Below are 15,418 nucleotides of genomic sequence, written 5' to 3' on the forward strand. Positions count from 1 at the left end.
AATCCGCGTTACGACGCTTTTGCCTTTGAATCGAAAGGGGCGACGTTCGACGTCAGCTCTCCCTCTCCGTCCAGGCCAAAAAGCCCGGCGACCTGCTTCAGACGATGTGCGCGCTCGCCGGTGATGTCCTCGCTCGCCGACAGCACCTCGCGCATCGCGGCGAAGGCTTGGCGCCGCAGGCCCATGTCGTCGGGCAGCAATTTCGGGATCGCGGCCAGCGCATATTCGCGATCGAGCAGCAGCATGAAGAACTGCTCGCGGACCAGCATCTTGAATTCGGCCAGCGTCATCCGGGGGCCGGCATGGTCCCGCCGCACCTGCCGGAGCGCCTCGATGCTGCGTTCGTCCACCATGCCGCGGGCGGAGCCGACATAGAGCAGCGATCGGATCGCCGCTTCGCGAAGCCCGCCCTCGCCGATGCGCGATTTCAGCTCGGAGATTCGCCGCTCGAGCATCGCGCGATGCTCCGCCGACATCTCGCGGCGCTGCGAAGGCACGGAATTCGGATCGACCCCTACGGCCGCCTGAAGCAAGGGCGAACCGTAGACATTGAGGAAGATGGTCTCGCTCAGGGCCTCCTGCGCGTCGCGCCAGCTGTCGAGCGCATGGACAATCTGCTTCGACATCTGCTCCTGGATTGCCAGGAACGGATTGTCCTTCGAGACCGGCCTGCGGTTGTCCTCGACGCGATCGGCGGCCGCCTGGATGGTGGACATCCAGGGATTCTTGCTGCTGAAGGCCTCATATTGCATTCGCAGCGGATGCATGTTGCGCGCCCAGTCCGCCATTTGCGGGGCCACCATCTTCTTGACCCAGGGTTGGACGAACTTCTGATAGGCCGCCAGATTGAGTTCCGAGACGCGCTTGGCGGCGGCAAACCGCCGCTCGTCCTCGGGCGAATTGCCGCCCATCGCGCGGATATCATCGAGCGTGCGGGCCTCACAGCGCATCACCCATTGCCCGGCCGCGAGATCGGCATTGAGCGTCTCGTCGCCCCTCGCCTCGAACGTCGCCTCATAGAGCCCGGGCGGAAGCACATCGATCAAATCGATGTTGCTTGAAAACTCGGCATGCTCCTTCTTGGCGACACCGCCGGACACGAAGATGCCGAGATGGCCGATGCTCTCGTGAACGGTATAGACGATGGTCTGGCCATAGGCCCTGATCTCGTCGACATCGGCATAGCAGTCCAGGATCCAGTTAAGCGCCTGCTGAGGCGGCGTGACGTTGTCGCCCTTGGAGCAGAACACCACGATCGGCGAACGGATATTGCGCAGGTCGACTTTCTGTCCGTTCGACATCTCGATGCGGCCGGCGGCGAGATTGTTGCCGATGAACAGCTCGTCGACGATGAACTGGATCTCCTCGGCATTGAGGTTGACGTGGCCGCCCCACCAGCGCTCGAAATCCAGATAGCGTTCGGCTTCGGTGTCGACCTTGGAATAGACGTTGTACTGCTTGGTCCAGAGCGTGTTGGACGGATTCTGGTTCTCGAAGTTCTGCACCAGCCAGGCGCCGTCGAACTTGCCGGCGCCGAGGTCGCTCGTCAGCGCCGTCAGCCAGCTTCCGCCCAAAAGGCCACCGGAATAGCGCATCGGATACTGGCCGTGCACGCCGGCCCAATAAGCCAGCGGCGCGCCGGCGATGATCAGGGGCCCGAACAGCTCCGGCCGCAGCGATGCCAGGATCATGACGGCCCAGCCGGCCTGGCAATTGCCGATCACGCAGGGCTTGCCGTCGGCTTCGGGATGACGGCCGATGACGGTCTCGATGAACTTCGCTTCCGCGCGCGCGATGCGCTCGATGGTCTGGCCCGGCACCGGCTCGGGCAGGAAGCCGATGAAATAGCAGGGATGCCCCGCCTTCATCGCGACGCCGATCTCGCTGTCTGCCTTGAAGCCGCCAATGCCCGGCCCGTGGCCGGCACGCGGATCGACCACCACGAACGGCCGCCGGCTCATGTCGATCTCGATATCCTTGGGCGGAATGATGCGCACCAGCGCGTAGTTGACCGGCTCCTCCAGCGTGCGGCCGTCGACGATCAACTCGGCGGCATATTGCAGCACATGCGGCGCGACCTGCGCGACATGCTCGCGATACTGGTCGCCGCGCTGACGCATGATGTCCAGAAGCAGCACACTGCGTTGCCCGGCATCGACCATGTATTCGACGGCGGAAGCCACAAGACCCGACATCGGGCCATCAGGCAGTTTCAGGTCGGGCAGTTTCAGATTGTCCATCGCCATGTTTGCCATCGCCATGTTCGCCCTCGCCTTCGCGTCCAGCCATTCAAGGAGCGCGCGGAGTGCCGACGTTGATTTAGGTCAACGGTCAGTGACGGCGCGCGAGGTTCCCTGCCGAAGCTTGGCAACCTGCCTTTCGCGGCAGGCTTGATCCGAGCCAGCCGGCACCGACCGGCAAACGGCTGAACGTGGAAAGGCGCGCATCGATGGGGACTCCAGCAAGTTTCACTTGCCGGGAGACGCTACGTGACGGCACGGCGGTCGAGATCCGGGCACTCCGGCCGGAGGATGAGGCCGGCATGCTCGCCGCGCTGGACCAGGCCAGCATGCAAACACGCCAGCGTCGCTTCTTTGCACCGAAGCGCCATTTCTCGGATAGCGAGCGCGCCTATTTCATGGAGATCGACTTCGAGAATCACGTGGCGCTGGTTGCCTGTGCGGAGGATGCTGGCCGCAACGTCATCATAGGCGGAGGCCGCTACGTCGTCGCTACGCCCGGCAGCGCAGAGATGGCCTTTGTCGTCGTCGATGCCTGGCAGGGACGCGGCGTCGGCAGGCTGCTGGCACAACATCTCATTGCGCTCGCGCGCGAGTCCGGGCTGACCGAACTGACGGCGGAAGTGATGTCGGACAATACGGCCATGCGTCGGGTCTTCGAGAGGCTCGGCTTCGGCCCTGCGTCGAAGCGAGACCCTCAAACGATTCATCTGGCACTGAAGCTGACCTGATTATCCCCGAACTCGATTTCCAATATTCCCTTGATCTTGATCAACGGTTCGTCACCCGGCCCGTGGGTCAGTCGACAGCATCGCTGTAAAGACGGAGATCGTCATGACGTGGGGTATGATCAGTAAGCTGTTTGTTGCGACCATCGTGGTCGGCGCTGGCATGTCTGTCTCCATCGATGGATCATCGGGCCAGGGACCATCGCTATCCTTCAGCCAGGCAGATGCGCGCGTCGGACGTCCGCTGACGCCCGTGTCGGCCGCCGGCGTGGCACGCCGGACCACCCGGCGCGCCGTCGTCGGGACCGCGGCCGTTGGCGCTGCGGCCGCAGGCACGGCATGCGTTCGCGTGCTGGTCAACGGGACGTATGTCTGCCGCTGAACCACCGTTGAAATGGACACGAGGAAGCTGAGTTCTGCGGATGATCTGCATCCGCAGGACAGGCTGCGCGTCATCCGAACGCCGGATGAACAGTGGCAGCGGAATCCAAACAGGCTAGTGGATGGTCGGGTTGTCGAGACGCTTTTCCGCCTGCGCGGTCACGATCTCGAGGTGTGCCGTATAGTGCCTTGCCGCCAATTCGCGAGCAGCCGCTTGATCGCGGCTCCATCCCGGCTCACGGCGCGCACGCCGCTCCCGGTAATCGATCAACCAGACGGTTTCCCCATAAGTGAGGCCCACGAAGACATCGCGTCCCTCGGAATCCGGCCCCAATTCGGTCAAGTAGGTGACATGACTCCGCAGCTTCTCTGCCGTCATGAGTCATCTCCCCGCTTGGCCATTTGCTAGGCACCCGGTCTTCGCAGAGGAATGATCTGCGCCGACCTCACCGGCTCAGGAAGTTTGGCTGACGTCGATTGCGCTGCCTTCCGGGCCCTGAACTTCGTCCAACGAAGCCCGGGCGCGTAGCCGTAGAGCACATTGAGCCAGGTTTCAGACAGCGTCGCGCTCGTGAAAGGCAATTCGGGGAGGCTCCAGTCGGTGTCTCTCTCGATGCCCGGGCACATCGGCACTCGAACCGCAGACCCCGCCCATACCAGGCCGCCGGACGGCAATTCGACGTATTCGCAATGGTCCCGCTCCGTCCATTCCTGGACTGAGTGGGCGAGACTTCTGGGATGGTCGGCGGAGAAGAGGCCGACGATCTGATGACTGTCGATTGAGCGGACGAGATAAGCTGGCATGGCAAAGTCCAAAAATTGAATATTGCCTATTTTTCCCGATCCTGCCAAGCCCCCTCGTGCCGTCGAGCGTGCACCCAGTGATAAGTGCCCGGTGATCTCGTCGGATATTGCTGTGCGGAATCTCGAAAGAAGGCTGCTTCATCAACGTTCTGGCGAACGCTTTTCCCTTTTTTCCCGCAATCTCAACCGAGCGGTTGATGCTCTGCGGGGCTGGTTCATACACGCTGCGTGATTGACCAAGGATGCGGATTTGCTTTGATCTAGATCAACGAAATCGCAGACTCGGCCAACCGGGATTTTGCATTTCCCTCCCGGGGCTGGAGCAGCGCCGCCCGCCATTTGCATTTCGAGCGGCCGGCGCCGTTGGAATATCGCGTCCGGATCGAAGGACTGGCGGCCATGTCCCCCGGCCCTGGTCATGAAGAAGGATCGGGCGATCCGTCTTCGGTATGAAGCGCAGCCTTCATGCTCCGCAGCCTGGCTATTCTCCAGATGGTCTGCTCGACCAGGCCGTCATCGAAATCGGACAGCTGAACGACGAGATCCTTGAATCTTTGAATCTTCCTGTCGAAGATCGAGCAACGATCACACATCGTCTGCAATTGCCTTGGCGAAATGGCTGCTGACCCGGGCAAAACAAATCAAAAAAATCGAGACGAAATTAATGATCGTAACGCCGGCCGTAAAGGACGCGCTCGCGCGGCATCATGATGCACATCCGTCGACACGACAGTCAGGCACCGAAACCAACGCGATGCGTCGCCACGGAATAGATCGCACCGTCGTGCCGTGTGCGCTCCGGCTGAGAGCAGGATTGAACGGTTTTTACCGTCAGGTCGTGTCGCCGTTCGGAAGAAGAGCAAGTGACTTGTGCGTCTGCGCCAACGAGACGACAGCCTGCTCCCGGCGGGTCCCCATCGTCCTCATGTCGATGAAGACGATCTTTTCCGGTTCAGATAATGCTCTATAATAAACGCCTTTAATCGACGCTTTTAATCGACGGGTATTGCATTGCCATCATCCATAGAATTGATCGTTGCCTCTCATGTGGCGCTCAAGGACCGGCGGGGGCTCGAAGAGCTGCGCGAGCATCGGCGCCAGTTGCTCGAGCAACTCCGGACCGTGTCAGGCATTGATCCGAGCCGGACCATCGAGCGGATGGAGGAAGACATTCGGGCGATCGACGACGGGCTCGAGCAACTCAAGCCTCCGCCGGGAACCTTGCCTGAGAATGAATGGCGCTAGGCTCGGATCCGCGCTTTCAAGAGCAGGTTCGTCTGCCGCTCCATTTGAAGCGCCAGCTGTTTGCGTTCAAATCTGAGGACGGCCTGTTGGTCGAGCGTGATGTGCCCGTCTCGCTCGAGAATGTTGATGAGAAAAACCTGGTCCTCAATGTGCCGTTGGCGCTTCTGGATGTCTTCCATGAGGCTTTCCAGCTCGGTTCGAAGATCTGAATTCACAATTCATGCCTTTCAATCTCACGCTGAAATGCATCCACTATGTGTCTGACACCTTAAGCAAAGTTTGCGTCCGGAGGGCTGCCTTAGCTGTCCGTCCTCAACTTGGAAGCGCGTGCCGTTTTTTCCCGGGGCGTGCTGGCCGCGGCATCGTGGGGATGGAACCGGGACATCGCCCCGCCGGCAACCGTACGCGAGCAGGTCAGGGCACGCACTGATGACCGGCGATTGAAGGCAAGCCGATTGCTGGTCGAACCTCCCGGCTCTTGACGCGCCCTGGGATCCGAATCGACGAAGGTCGGACGATGCTGGCGGCCCCCGGCCGGTCTCCAACTCCGGAGTGGGGGACGCATGCAACCCGTGGTGCAAAACGCCGCGGCCGGCCTGCCCTGCCTGCGGTATCCGGAATTGGACAGATTGAGCAACCGCCACATCGCAGCACGGCAGCAGCGCAATTGATCAGTAAAATCAGGTTGCTAGAGGGCAGATTACACGCAGAATTTTTGCGCCGCAGCAGGCCCTGAGAGGCAGTTATCAGGCCGCCTGAGCCGGGCTCCGTGTCGTTCGCGCAAGAGACGTCGGATCGATTACTGCAAGCTGTGACTGAAATGTCATAGGTGCGGCCGTAGCATTTTGCTAATTCTTCCCAAGCAATAATATTTGTTAAAAGCCTTTTATGGTGGGGACCATGAAGCCGGCCCATTTAGCCTTCGCAACGATCATCCTGGCCGTCGCCCCCGCGAATGCCGAGCAATTCTCAATCAACGACGCCTTGAAACAGGCGATGCAGACCAATCCGGGGGTGGGTGAGGCTTCGGCCAATCGCCGCGCAACCGAGAGCGAGCTTCGTCAGACCCAGAGTACGCTGTTACCGCAGGTCCGCATCGACGCCAGCTACGGACCGGAGAAGTTCGACCAGACGCCCGGTTTCATAGCTCCCAGCATTGCGGTGCCAACGACGGGGTCCGGGCCATGGCGAAATGGAAGCCAGGAATCGATCGTTGTCCGGCAGCTTCTTTTTGATGGTTTCACCTCCATCCACGAGGTGTGGCGCCAGAATGCGCGGGTGAACGCCGCGGCAGCGCGGGTCAAGGAACGCACCGAGCTGATCGCCCTCGACGCCGCCGAAGCTTACATCGACGTCGTGCGCTATATGCGCATGGTGAGCCTGGCCCAGCAGAACGTCGCCAATCACGAGAAGATCTTCTCGAACGTGAACTCCAGGTTTTCGGGCGGCCGGGCCGGCGAAGGCGACCTCGAGCAGTCGAGGGAGCGCGTCGAAAGTGCTCGCGCGGCCCTCGCCGAATTTCGTCGCAGCCTCGAGGATGCACGGGCGAAGTACCGCAAGGTCGTCGGCATAGAGCCTTACAATGTGCGATTCCCGGGCACGTTGCGGGGGCTCCCGGCCAGCCGGGATGAAGCGCTCGCGGTGACGCTGCGGTTCAACTCCACGATCAACGCGGCCCAGTCCGATGTCGATGCCGCCAAGCACGCCTTCAAGTCCACGGATGGCCTGTTTGCCCCGAAATTCTATCTCGAAGGCCGGGCGACGCATTACGACAACTCCTTCCCCTATGTTGCTGCCGCCGGCTCGCCCGCCGTCACCCATGAGGACTACAGCGGCAAGGTGGTGATGTCCTGGGACATCTTCCGCGGCGGCCAGGACGCCTGGAATCGCTCGGAAAAGGCCGAACGGTTCACGGAAGCGACGGCACGGCACGCCCGCCTGCAGCGGGATGCCTATGAATCGATCGACAAGGCCTGGAACGCCCGCACGGTCACGCAGACCCGCATTGCGGCGCTGACCAGCGAGCTGGAGGCGGCCCGGAAGACCATCGCCGCCTTCCAGAAGGAGTATGAGCTCGGCCAGCGCTCACTCATCGACCTCCTGAACGCCCAGAACCAGTTCTTCAATGCCCAGGTTTCGCTGACCTCGGCGCGCGCGGTTGTGGTGTTTGCCGACTATCAATTGCTCGCAGCGACGGGAACCCTGATCGAATATCTGAAGGCCCCTCCCCCTGTCGACGCAGCGCCGACCGATCTCAACCTGTTCGGCCTGCCGGATTACAAGGCGCCGACGTTCCGCTGGACGCTGCCGCAGAGCGGTTCGGAGCCGCTGCGGACTGCCGTCCCAGCGCCGACGGCAGCCCCCGTCCGGCTGTCCTATGCTGCGACCGAGCCTGCCACGTCGGCTTTCGGCGATCGCTGGTCCGGTGAGCCGGCGTCAGCCAAGGTTGCCGGCGTGTCGGCCTGGTTTGCGCAGCAGCGGCAAGGCTCCGGCGGGCCGATCGCGCCCGACAGCTCGGCCGACCAGCGCAGCTCATATGCCGCGGCCGAGAAGCCCCACTGGCTGCTGACCGCATTCTCGCCGATTACAAAATAGCAACGTCGGCCGAATAACCATTGAAAAAGCCCGCACATTTGTGCGGGCTTTTTTTGTTTCAGCCCACCCCGATAACGCACGGATAGAATTTCGGGCGCGCGGTTGTTAATCGTTAATCCCGACTGCCCAAATAAGTAAATGAATTAACTCGCAGTTTGTCGTAGTCTTTCGACGACTTTGCCAAGTTCGCGTCATCGCTTTTCATTTAAGGCATATCAGCTTGTTGTTTCGTCAAACAAAGACGGCTTCGGCCCCAGGTGCGCGCCGTGACAACATCGGCGAAGAGTCCGCGGCATCGGCCCGGGCCGAGCAAGGCGCAGCGAAACAAGGCGATCCCCTGCTGGACTCGCTCGTCTTTCTGGCCGGACATCACGGCAGGGCCGTGACACGCGAAGGCTTGCTCGGCGGCCTGCCGATCCTCGATGGACGCCTGACGGTTTCGCTCTACGAACGGGCGGCGCGCCGTGCAGGCCTCGAGACCGAAGCCACCAAACGCAAGCTGCTGGACATCCCGCCTCTCGTTCTTCCGGTCGTGCTGATCATGAAGAACGGAACGACGCTGGTCCTGCTCAGCATCGACGAGGCCAAGCGTACCGCCAAAGTGATCGACCCCAGCAACCGGCCGTATGTGCCTGAGATGCTGACCCTCGACGCCATCGCTGCGGGATATACGGGTTACGCGTTTCTGGTGCGGGCAGCCGCCGAGTCGGACCCGCGAGCCGTTGCGGCCGGCAGCCTTCCCCGGCAGCACTGGTTCTGGTCCGTCGTAAAGGCGCATTGGCGCAACTACGGACACATCGCGCTGGCGGCGCTGCTGATCAACATTCTGGCCCTGGCCATGCCGCTCTTCACGATGAGCGTCTATGACCGGGTCATCCCGAACGGAGCGATCCCCTCACTCGTTGCTCTCTCGATCGGCATGGGTCTTGCGATCGTCTTTGATCTGATCCTGCGGATGGTCCGGAGCAAGATGATCGACGTGACGGGCAAGACGATCGATGTCGTTCTTGCCGCCAACATTTTCGAACACGTCATGGCCGTGAAGATGTCGCAGCGGCCGACATCCGTCGGCATCATTGCCAACCAGCTTCGCGATTTCGATTCCGTTCGCGAGTTCTTCACCTCGGGCAGCGTCGTCTCGGCAACCGATCTGCTGTTCGCGATCCTGTTTGTTGCCGTTCTCTTCGTGGTCGCCGGGCCGCTTGCCTGGGTGCCGCTCCTGATGCTGCCGATCATGATCGGAATTGGCCTCGTGCTGCAACGTCCGCTCAATCGGGCGATGAAGCGCCTGCAAGCCGAGTCGGCGGCCCGCCATGGCGTGCTGGTGGAATCGCTCGCGGGGCTCGAAACCGTGCGCGCCTCGGGCGGTGAAGCAAGGATGCAGACGGCCTGGGAGCGTTCGGTCGCGGCGACAGCCCGGTCCGGCGAGGCCGTGCACTTCTGGTCATCCCTGGCGCTGACTGCAGCCAACTCCGCGCAGACGCTGACCAGCCTGCTCATGATCGTGATCGGCGTCTTTCTGATCCAGAACGGCACCCTGACGGTCGGCGCCCTGGTCGCGGCGAACATGCTCGCCGGCCGGGTTCTGGCGCCGATTGCGGGCATCGCCTCCGTGATCACCCGCGGCACTCAGACTTTCTCGGCGCTCAAATCCATCGATCGGATCATGACTCTGGAGCGGGAACGTTCACCGGAACGGACCTATCTCGCCAGAAAGATCGATCAAGGCACTGTCAGCTTCGAGAACGTCACGTTCACCTACCCCAATGCGCCTGGAAAGGCGCTGGACAAGGTCACCTTCAAGATTCACAGCGGCGAGCGCGTTGGAATCATCGGCCGGGTTGGTTCGGGAAAGACGACCGTCGGGCGCCTGCTGCTGTCCTTCTACGAGGCACAAGATGGCCGCATCCTGGTCGATGGCGTCGACTCGCGCCAGTATGATCCCGCCGACCTGCGCGCCGGCATCGGCTTTGCCATGCAGGACACCGATCTGTTCTTCGGCAAGCTGCGCGACAACATCACCTTGGGCTATCCGGCCGCGACCGACGAGGAAGTGCTTGCGGCCTCGCGCCTGGCCGGCGTCGAAAACTTCATCGCGGGCCATCCCATGGGCTACGACATGCCCATCGCGGAGGGCGGACGCAGTCTCTCGGGCGGTCAGAAGCAGGCCATTGGCCTCGCGCGCGTCTTGATCCGCAAGCCCAAGATCCTGTTCCTGGACGAGCCGACCGCTCATTTCGACGTCCGCAGCGAAAGCGAGTTCCTCGAACGGCTGAAGAAGCTCGACGATGCGCAGATGACCATCATCATCTCCACGCACCGTCTTTCGCTGCTGACCATGGTCGACCGGCTGCTGCTGTTCGACAACGGCCGCCTGGTCGCCGACGGACCACGCGATCACGTCTTGAGCCTGTTGCAAGGCAAGACTCCGTCGGCCGAGCCGGTCGTCAATCCCAGAGTGGTTCAACAAGTCTCGCCGGCGCAGAAGTCCAATGTCAGCTGATTTCGCTTACGCCAACGATATCCGCGCGGCCGTCCGCTTGAGAACGCCGCGGACCTCCCGCATGCTGTTGTGGGCGTTCCTCGCCCTCCTCTCCACATTCCTGATCTGGGCCCATTTCGCCGTGCTTGAAGAGGTCAAGCGCGGCAACGGCAAGGTCGTACCCTCGCGGCAGATTCAGGTCGTGCAATCCCTGGAAGGCGGAATCGTCGGCGACATCCTCGTCCAGGAGGGCGCGGTGGTTCAGCAGGGGCAGTCCCTGATGCGGATCGACGACACCAAGTTCGCTTCCGAGTTCGGCGAGATACGTGAGCGCCGCGCCTCGATGGCGGCCCGCCTCGCGCGGCTCGACGCCGAAGCGAAGGGCCGCAGCGAGATCGTCTTTCCCGACCAGATCGAGGGCGTTGTCCCCGTTGCGGTGACGACAGAACGGAGCGTATTCAAGGCCCGCGCCCTCAAGGTGGCGCAGGACGTCGACGTTCTCAATCAGCAGATCGCCAGGCTGACCCAAACGTCGGGCCTGCTCGATCGCGAGCTCGCTTTGACGCGCAAGCTGTACGAACAGAAGGTCGTTCCCGAGATCGAAATGCTTCGTCTGGAGCGTCAATCTGCAGAAGCCAAAGGGCAGATCGCCGAGGCCAAGGCGAAGATTGCGACCACGATCTCGACCTTCCGGGCGCAGGCGGACGAGGATCTCGCCAAGTCGAGGGCCGACCTCGCAGTCCTCGACGAGAACATCAAGTCCGCCCAGGACCGGGTGCGCAGGACGGATCTGCGTTCGCCGGTTCGCGGCATCGTCAACAAGCTGAACGTCACGACGATCGGCGCCGTCGTTCAGCCCGGTGCGAACCTCATGGACATCGTTCCGCTCGACGATACCTTGCTGGTCGAAGGCAAGATAAGGCCGCAGGATATCGCCTTCATCCGCCCGGGCCAGGACGCCGTGGTCAAGATCTCCGCCTACGACTCCTCCGTTTACGGCCATCTCGCCGGCAAGGTCGAGCGGATCAGCGCTGACACGATCCTCGACGACAAGGGAGAGGCGGCGCAGCGACCGGAGACCTACTATCGCGTGATGGTTCGCACCGACAGGAACCATCTCGGCACGGAGGAAGCTCCGCTTCCGATCATTCCGGGCATGATCACGACCGTCGAGATCTTGACCGGCAAGAAGAGCGTTCTCGACTACATCTTGAAGCCGGCTCGCACCTTGCGCGACGAGGCCCTGCGCGAGCACTAAAGCGCGATGAGATTGGGATGAATCGTCATCGCGCTTTAGGTTGTTGTTTCAGCATGATCTTGTCGGAAAACCGCTTCGCACTTTTCCGGATCATGCACGAGATCCGTCGCTCGATCGCCTTGCTTAATGCGTCCTTAACGCGCGATCGCAAGCTTTAGCATTGCCGGTGGGGCGCGGTTCATCCCATCGGCTCATTCCCGGCCGCCCCCTCCCCGGTCTTAACCCGACTTAAGCGCGCCCACGCGCACGCTGGCTCCCGATGAACAGGTCGGGATGATGATCAGGCGCGCAAAGACGCCGGCGACGTCCCGAAATATGGGGACGGTCAATGAAGTCGCGTTGTGGACAGCGACGGCAGGGCATTCTGGCGTTTGCGGCGGCCATGCTGGTTTCGCTCAGCGGTGCTGCGACCTCGGTCGCATTTGCAGCCGAGGTCGAGCCGGCCGGGCCGCGTGAGATCGCGCCATCCGGGGCGGATGCCATCCAGGCACCCGCGACGTTCTTCACGATCAACGCAGTGCTGGCAAAGCTCGACCGCGAGCGTGGCCGCGGGGCAAATGCCGTGCGTCTGGCAGCGCTGACGCCTCCCTCCACCACGGCGACGGATGCTCAGCCTGAGGCCGCCGCTCCGGCCGGCGCGCCGCCGCTCGGCACTGAACCCTTCGGCCTCTTCGCGTTCCGGGCACCTGACAACGCCATCTGGCGCAAATGGCGCACGGTTGAAGCAGAGATCGCGAGCGAGCAGGCCCTGCTCGAGCGCTGCCGCTCCGATGCCGCGACCTGCCCGCCGAACGCTGCGCAGTTCCTCAGGCTCATCAGTGCGGTCAAAGCGAAGTCCGGGCGCGCTCAGCTCGAGGAGGTCAATCTCGGCGTCAACACCGCGATCCGCTATGTCAGCGATCTCGTCCAGCATCGGGAGCTCGATCGCTGGAGCTCGCCGCTGGCTAGCTTTGCGACGGGCAAAGGCGATTGCGAAGACTATGCGATCGCCAAATACGCCGCACTGCGCGAAGCGGGTTTCCCGGACGCCGACATGCGCCTGCTCCTCGTCCGCGACCGGACTGTCCGGCAGGACCACGCGGTGCTTGCGGCTCGTCTCGACGGCCGCTGGATGATCCTGGACAACCGCTGGGCAGGCCTGCGCGAGGACAACGGCGAGCTGAACTTCGCACCGCTGTTCGCGATCAATCACGACGGCGTGCATCTGTTCGCCAAGCCCTATGCGAAGGCTGCACCCCTCACCGCCGAGGCGGCACCGGCGGCGGCGGGCGCGGAATGGGCGGGCTCGGAGCCGGCCGATGCAGGTGGCGGCGGATCGCTGAGCACACTGCCGCTGCTTCTTTGAGACAAAGAAAAACCGCCGGCGAGAGCCCCGCCGGCGGTTTTGTCATGCGTCACAGGCCGCTTACGCCACGTGGACAGCGTTGGCTTGGGGGATGCCCGTGCTGATGTGAGCGAGATCAACGGCGTGAGCCGCCGTATTGTCGGCCGAGTAGTACAGCTCGTTGTTGCTGGTGTTGAAGAAGAAGTTCGAACCCACGAACGCACTGTCGTGGGTCTGATCGTTTGCGCCTGTCGTTCCCGAGTTGAACGTGACGGTCTGGGCCGTATTGATGGTCAGGTTCAGATTTGCAACGTCGACGACAATGGAATCACCCAAACCGAGGTCTGAGATCGTTACATTGGCACCGCCATTGCCATGTAGCACGAACGTGTCATTGCCCGCGCCGCCCGACAGGACGTCAGTTCCTGCCAGGCCCGCGACGAGAGTGTCATTGCCGACGCCGCCATTCAGGACATCCGTGCCAGCTCCGCTACCTGCTCCCGCGTAGAGGACGCTGCCGGACGGGTGAGCCGTCAGAGTATCCGCAAAGGACGACCCGAAGATATTTTCGATACCCTTGATGGTGTCACCTGTGGCACCACCACCCACGACGGCGGCCACCGCATCGGTTTCTGCCGTCAGGTTGACCGTCACCCCGGATGTGGCGTTGCTGTAGTCAACGGTATCTCCTGGTCCCGTTCCGCCGGTGATCGTATCATTCGCAGCACTCGCGGCGATCACTTCGGGCGCGGTCGTACCTGTCAGGCTGGCGTTGGTGCCGACCAGAGACACTGTCAGATTGTCCGTGCTGGTGAACGTATCGCCGTCACCATCTGTGATGGCGAGCGCGAAGTTCAGAGTGGTGCTGGCAATCGTCGTATTTTGTCCATACGAAAGAGTCGTCAGCACGACCTTGTCGTCCTGGTCCGGGACGGCAGCCCCGCTGGCGATATTTGTGACGTCGACCTCGCTGAAGGTCGAGAAAAGCGCGCCGGATACGGTTCCGGTAGCGCCCCAGTGCGCCTGATCGACAATGACCGCCGTGCCGTCTGCCTGCACCAAATCCCAAGTAACCGAATTGGTATGGGTCGCATCCCAAACGGTGACCAGGAAGTGTTCGTTGGTCGCGTTATTTCCCTTGCCGATACCAACGGTTATGCCGGTTTGCAGATCACCGAACTTGAACATGACGGTTTCGCCAGCATCCAAGTTACCGTTGTCGATGCCCAAGCCCGGGTTGTTCTTGTGCAAGACGTGAGTGTTTGGACTCGTGCTGCCGCTGTTCCATCCGTCAATAAGGACGGTTCCGGCAGGCACCGTCGCGGGATCATTGCCGCTGAGGAATGTTCCGGTGCCGTTGACGATTGTCAGATAGTCGCCGTTACCGCCGTTTGGCAACTGCGAAACGAAGCTGAACGTGGTCGTTTGCTGCAGAGTGTTTGTGTCCACATGGAAGTTGTAAGTTCCATCGATGCCTACGGTCAGTTCAAAGAACTGCTTCGTATGGGCAAGGTCGGTGAATGCAAACATCTCCCCGCTTTTCGTGGCGGGATTATAGTCGGTGTACTCATAGAAGGAGTATAGCGTCGTTGCGCCACTCTTCACGTCAACCTTGAAGAGCTCGTGGCCTGACACCGCCGTATTCGTATCGGTGATGACATAGGTGAGACCAGCCGGGTTCGCTCCCATTGAGACCGAAATCGGAGCGATTGCGTTCGGGCCGTCGGCACCAAACAGCGGCTGCCACGTACCATTGACCTGCGTATTGTTGTTGAAAGGTGCAATCGCATCTTGAATGGCACCGATCGACGGCGTGTCGTCGTTGACGTTCACCGTCAGTGAACCCGCCGCCTGGTCGCCGTCGCCGTCCGTCACCGTGAAGCCGATCGCGACGGCGAGGTTCTCCTCCGTCGTGCTGCTGGTCGGATGCACCAGCGGCTCCGACTCGGTGAACGTGTACGAGCCGTCAGGTGCGACGTCGAGCTTAAACACCACATTGGTCGAGATCGCGCCCGTCGCGGTCAGGATCGTGTGGCCCGCGACCACCGTCGTCGCGTAGGTCAGCGTCTCCTGGGCCCCGAGCCCGTTGGCGTCCTTGTAGATCGCCTTCAGCCCGATCGGGGTGGTGAAGCTGATCGACTGCACACCGTCCGCACCCGCTGCGAACAGCGCACCCGCCGCGCCCGTCGCAACCATTGCGTTCGCAACGTCGCCCATGCCGCCCGGCTTACCCACAAACAGCGTCTGCGCGTCGTCGTCCAGGACCGGCGTCGCGGTCACTGTGCTCGCTTTCGGACCGTCATCGTCGAAGGTGATCTTGCCCGACACGTCGACCGGCGTGCTCGCCTTGTCGCCGTCGCC

13 protein-coding genes are annotated in these 15,418 nt (G+C 62.0%); 9 read left to right on the forward strand and 4 right to left on the reverse strand.

Annotated features, from left to right (window positions below):
- Positions 1–8 precede the first annotated feature (8 nt).
- The gene (locus IQ16_RS29380; protein WP_018643100.1) at positions 9–2,261 is read right to left on the reverse strand and encodes a DUF3141 domain-containing protein; all 2,253 of its coding nucleotides are present in this window, start codon (positions 2,259–2,261) and stop codon (positions 9–11) included.
- Between the two features lie 188 nt (positions 2,262–2,449).
- On the opposite strand from IQ16_RS29380, the gene IQ16_RS29385 reads away from it, so the two are divergent.
- Positions 2,450–2,971: a GNAT family N-acetyltransferase gene (locus IQ16_RS29385; protein ID WP_026312009.1), complete on the forward strand. Its 522-nt coding sequence runs from the start codon at positions 2,450–2,452 to the stop codon at positions 2,969–2,971.
- A gap of 160 nt (positions 2,972–3,131) precedes the next feature.
- On the forward strand, positions 3,132–3,350 hold the full coding sequence (locus IQ16_RS29390; protein WP_430648218.1) for a hypothetical protein: 219 nt from the start codon (positions 3,132–3,134) through the stop codon (positions 3,348–3,350).
- A 114-nt stretch (positions 3,351–3,464) separates the two neighbouring features.
- Here the strand turns inward: IQ16_RS29390 and IQ16_RS29395 are convergent, their stop codons facing one another.
- Both IQ16_RS29395 and IQ16_RS29400 read right to left on the reverse strand, forming a co-directional pair.
- Complete coding sequence (locus tag IQ16_RS29395; RefSeq protein ID WP_018643103.1) at positions 3,465–3,728, reverse strand: hypothetical protein; 264 nt, start codon at positions 3,726–3,728, stop codon at positions 3,465–3,467.
- Positions 3,729–3,754: 26 nt separating this feature from the next.
- Positions 3,755–4,201, reverse strand: coding sequence for a hypothetical protein (locus IQ16_RS29400; protein WP_145831895.1), 447 nt, complete (start codon positions 4,199–4,201; stop codon positions 3,755–3,757).
- Between the two features lie 401 nt (positions 4,202–4,602).
- On the opposite strand from IQ16_RS29400, the gene IQ16_RS45255 reads away from it, so the two are divergent.
- The 7 genes from IQ16_RS45255 to IQ16_RS29430 all read left to right on the forward strand — a co-directional run bounded on the left by IQ16_RS45255 (position 4,603) and on the right by IQ16_RS29430 (position 13,078).
- Complete coding sequence (locus tag IQ16_RS45255) at positions 4,603–4,779, forward strand: hypothetical protein (RefSeq protein ID WP_158646948.1); 177 nt, start codon at positions 4,603–4,605, stop codon at positions 4,777–4,779.
- Positions 4,780–5,200: 421 nt separating this feature from the next.
- Positions 5,201–5,398, forward strand: coding sequence for a hypothetical protein (locus IQ16_RS29405; protein WP_244635888.1), 198 nt, complete (start codon positions 5,201–5,203; stop codon positions 5,396–5,398).
- Positions 5,389–5,607, forward strand: coding sequence for a hypothetical protein (locus IQ16_RS29410; RefSeq protein ID WP_018643107.1), 219 nt, complete (start codon positions 5,389–5,391; stop codon positions 5,605–5,607). The genes IQ16_RS29405 and IQ16_RS29410 overlap by 10 nt, the downstream gene beginning before the upstream one ends.
- A gap of 691 nt (positions 5,608–6,298) precedes the next feature.
- Positions 6,299–7,993, forward strand: coding sequence for a TolC family outer membrane protein (locus tag IQ16_RS29415; protein WP_018643108.1), 1,695 nt, complete (start codon positions 6,299–6,301; stop codon positions 7,991–7,993).
- A 223-nt stretch (positions 7,994–8,216) separates the two neighbouring features.
- Positions 8,217–10,496 (forward strand): type I secretion system permease/ATPase, encoded by a 2,280-nt coding sequence (locus IQ16_RS29420; RefSeq protein WP_018643109.1) that lies wholly within the window; start codon positions 8,217–8,219, stop codon positions 10,494–10,496.
- A complete protein-coding gene (locus tag IQ16_RS29425; RefSeq protein ID WP_018643110.1) occupies positions 10,486–11,733 on the forward strand; it encodes an HlyD family type I secretion periplasmic adaptor subunit in 1,248 nt (415 codons plus the stop codon). The genes IQ16_RS29420 and IQ16_RS29425 overlap by 11 nt, the downstream gene beginning before the upstream one ends.
- Before the next feature lie 328 nt (positions 11,734–12,061).
- Positions 12,062–13,078, forward strand: coding sequence for a transglutaminase-like cysteine peptidase (locus tag IQ16_RS29430; protein ID WP_026312012.1), 1,017 nt, complete (start codon positions 12,062–12,064; stop codon positions 13,076–13,078).
- A gap of 60 nt (positions 13,079–13,138) precedes the next feature.
- On the opposite strand, the gene IQ16_RS46335 is transcribed toward IQ16_RS29430, so the two are convergent.
- On the reverse strand, positions 13,139–15,418 hold a 2,280-nt coding region (locus tag IQ16_RS46335; protein WP_018643113.1), incomplete at its 5' end, for a DUF5801 repeats-in-toxin domain-containing protein.

Source organism: Bradyrhizobium huanghuaihaiense (genome assembly GCF_007830635.1).
GTDB classification, from domain to species: Bacteria; Pseudomonadota; Alphaproteobacteria; order Rhizobiales; family Xanthobacteraceae; genus Bradyrhizobium; species Bradyrhizobium huanghuaihaiense.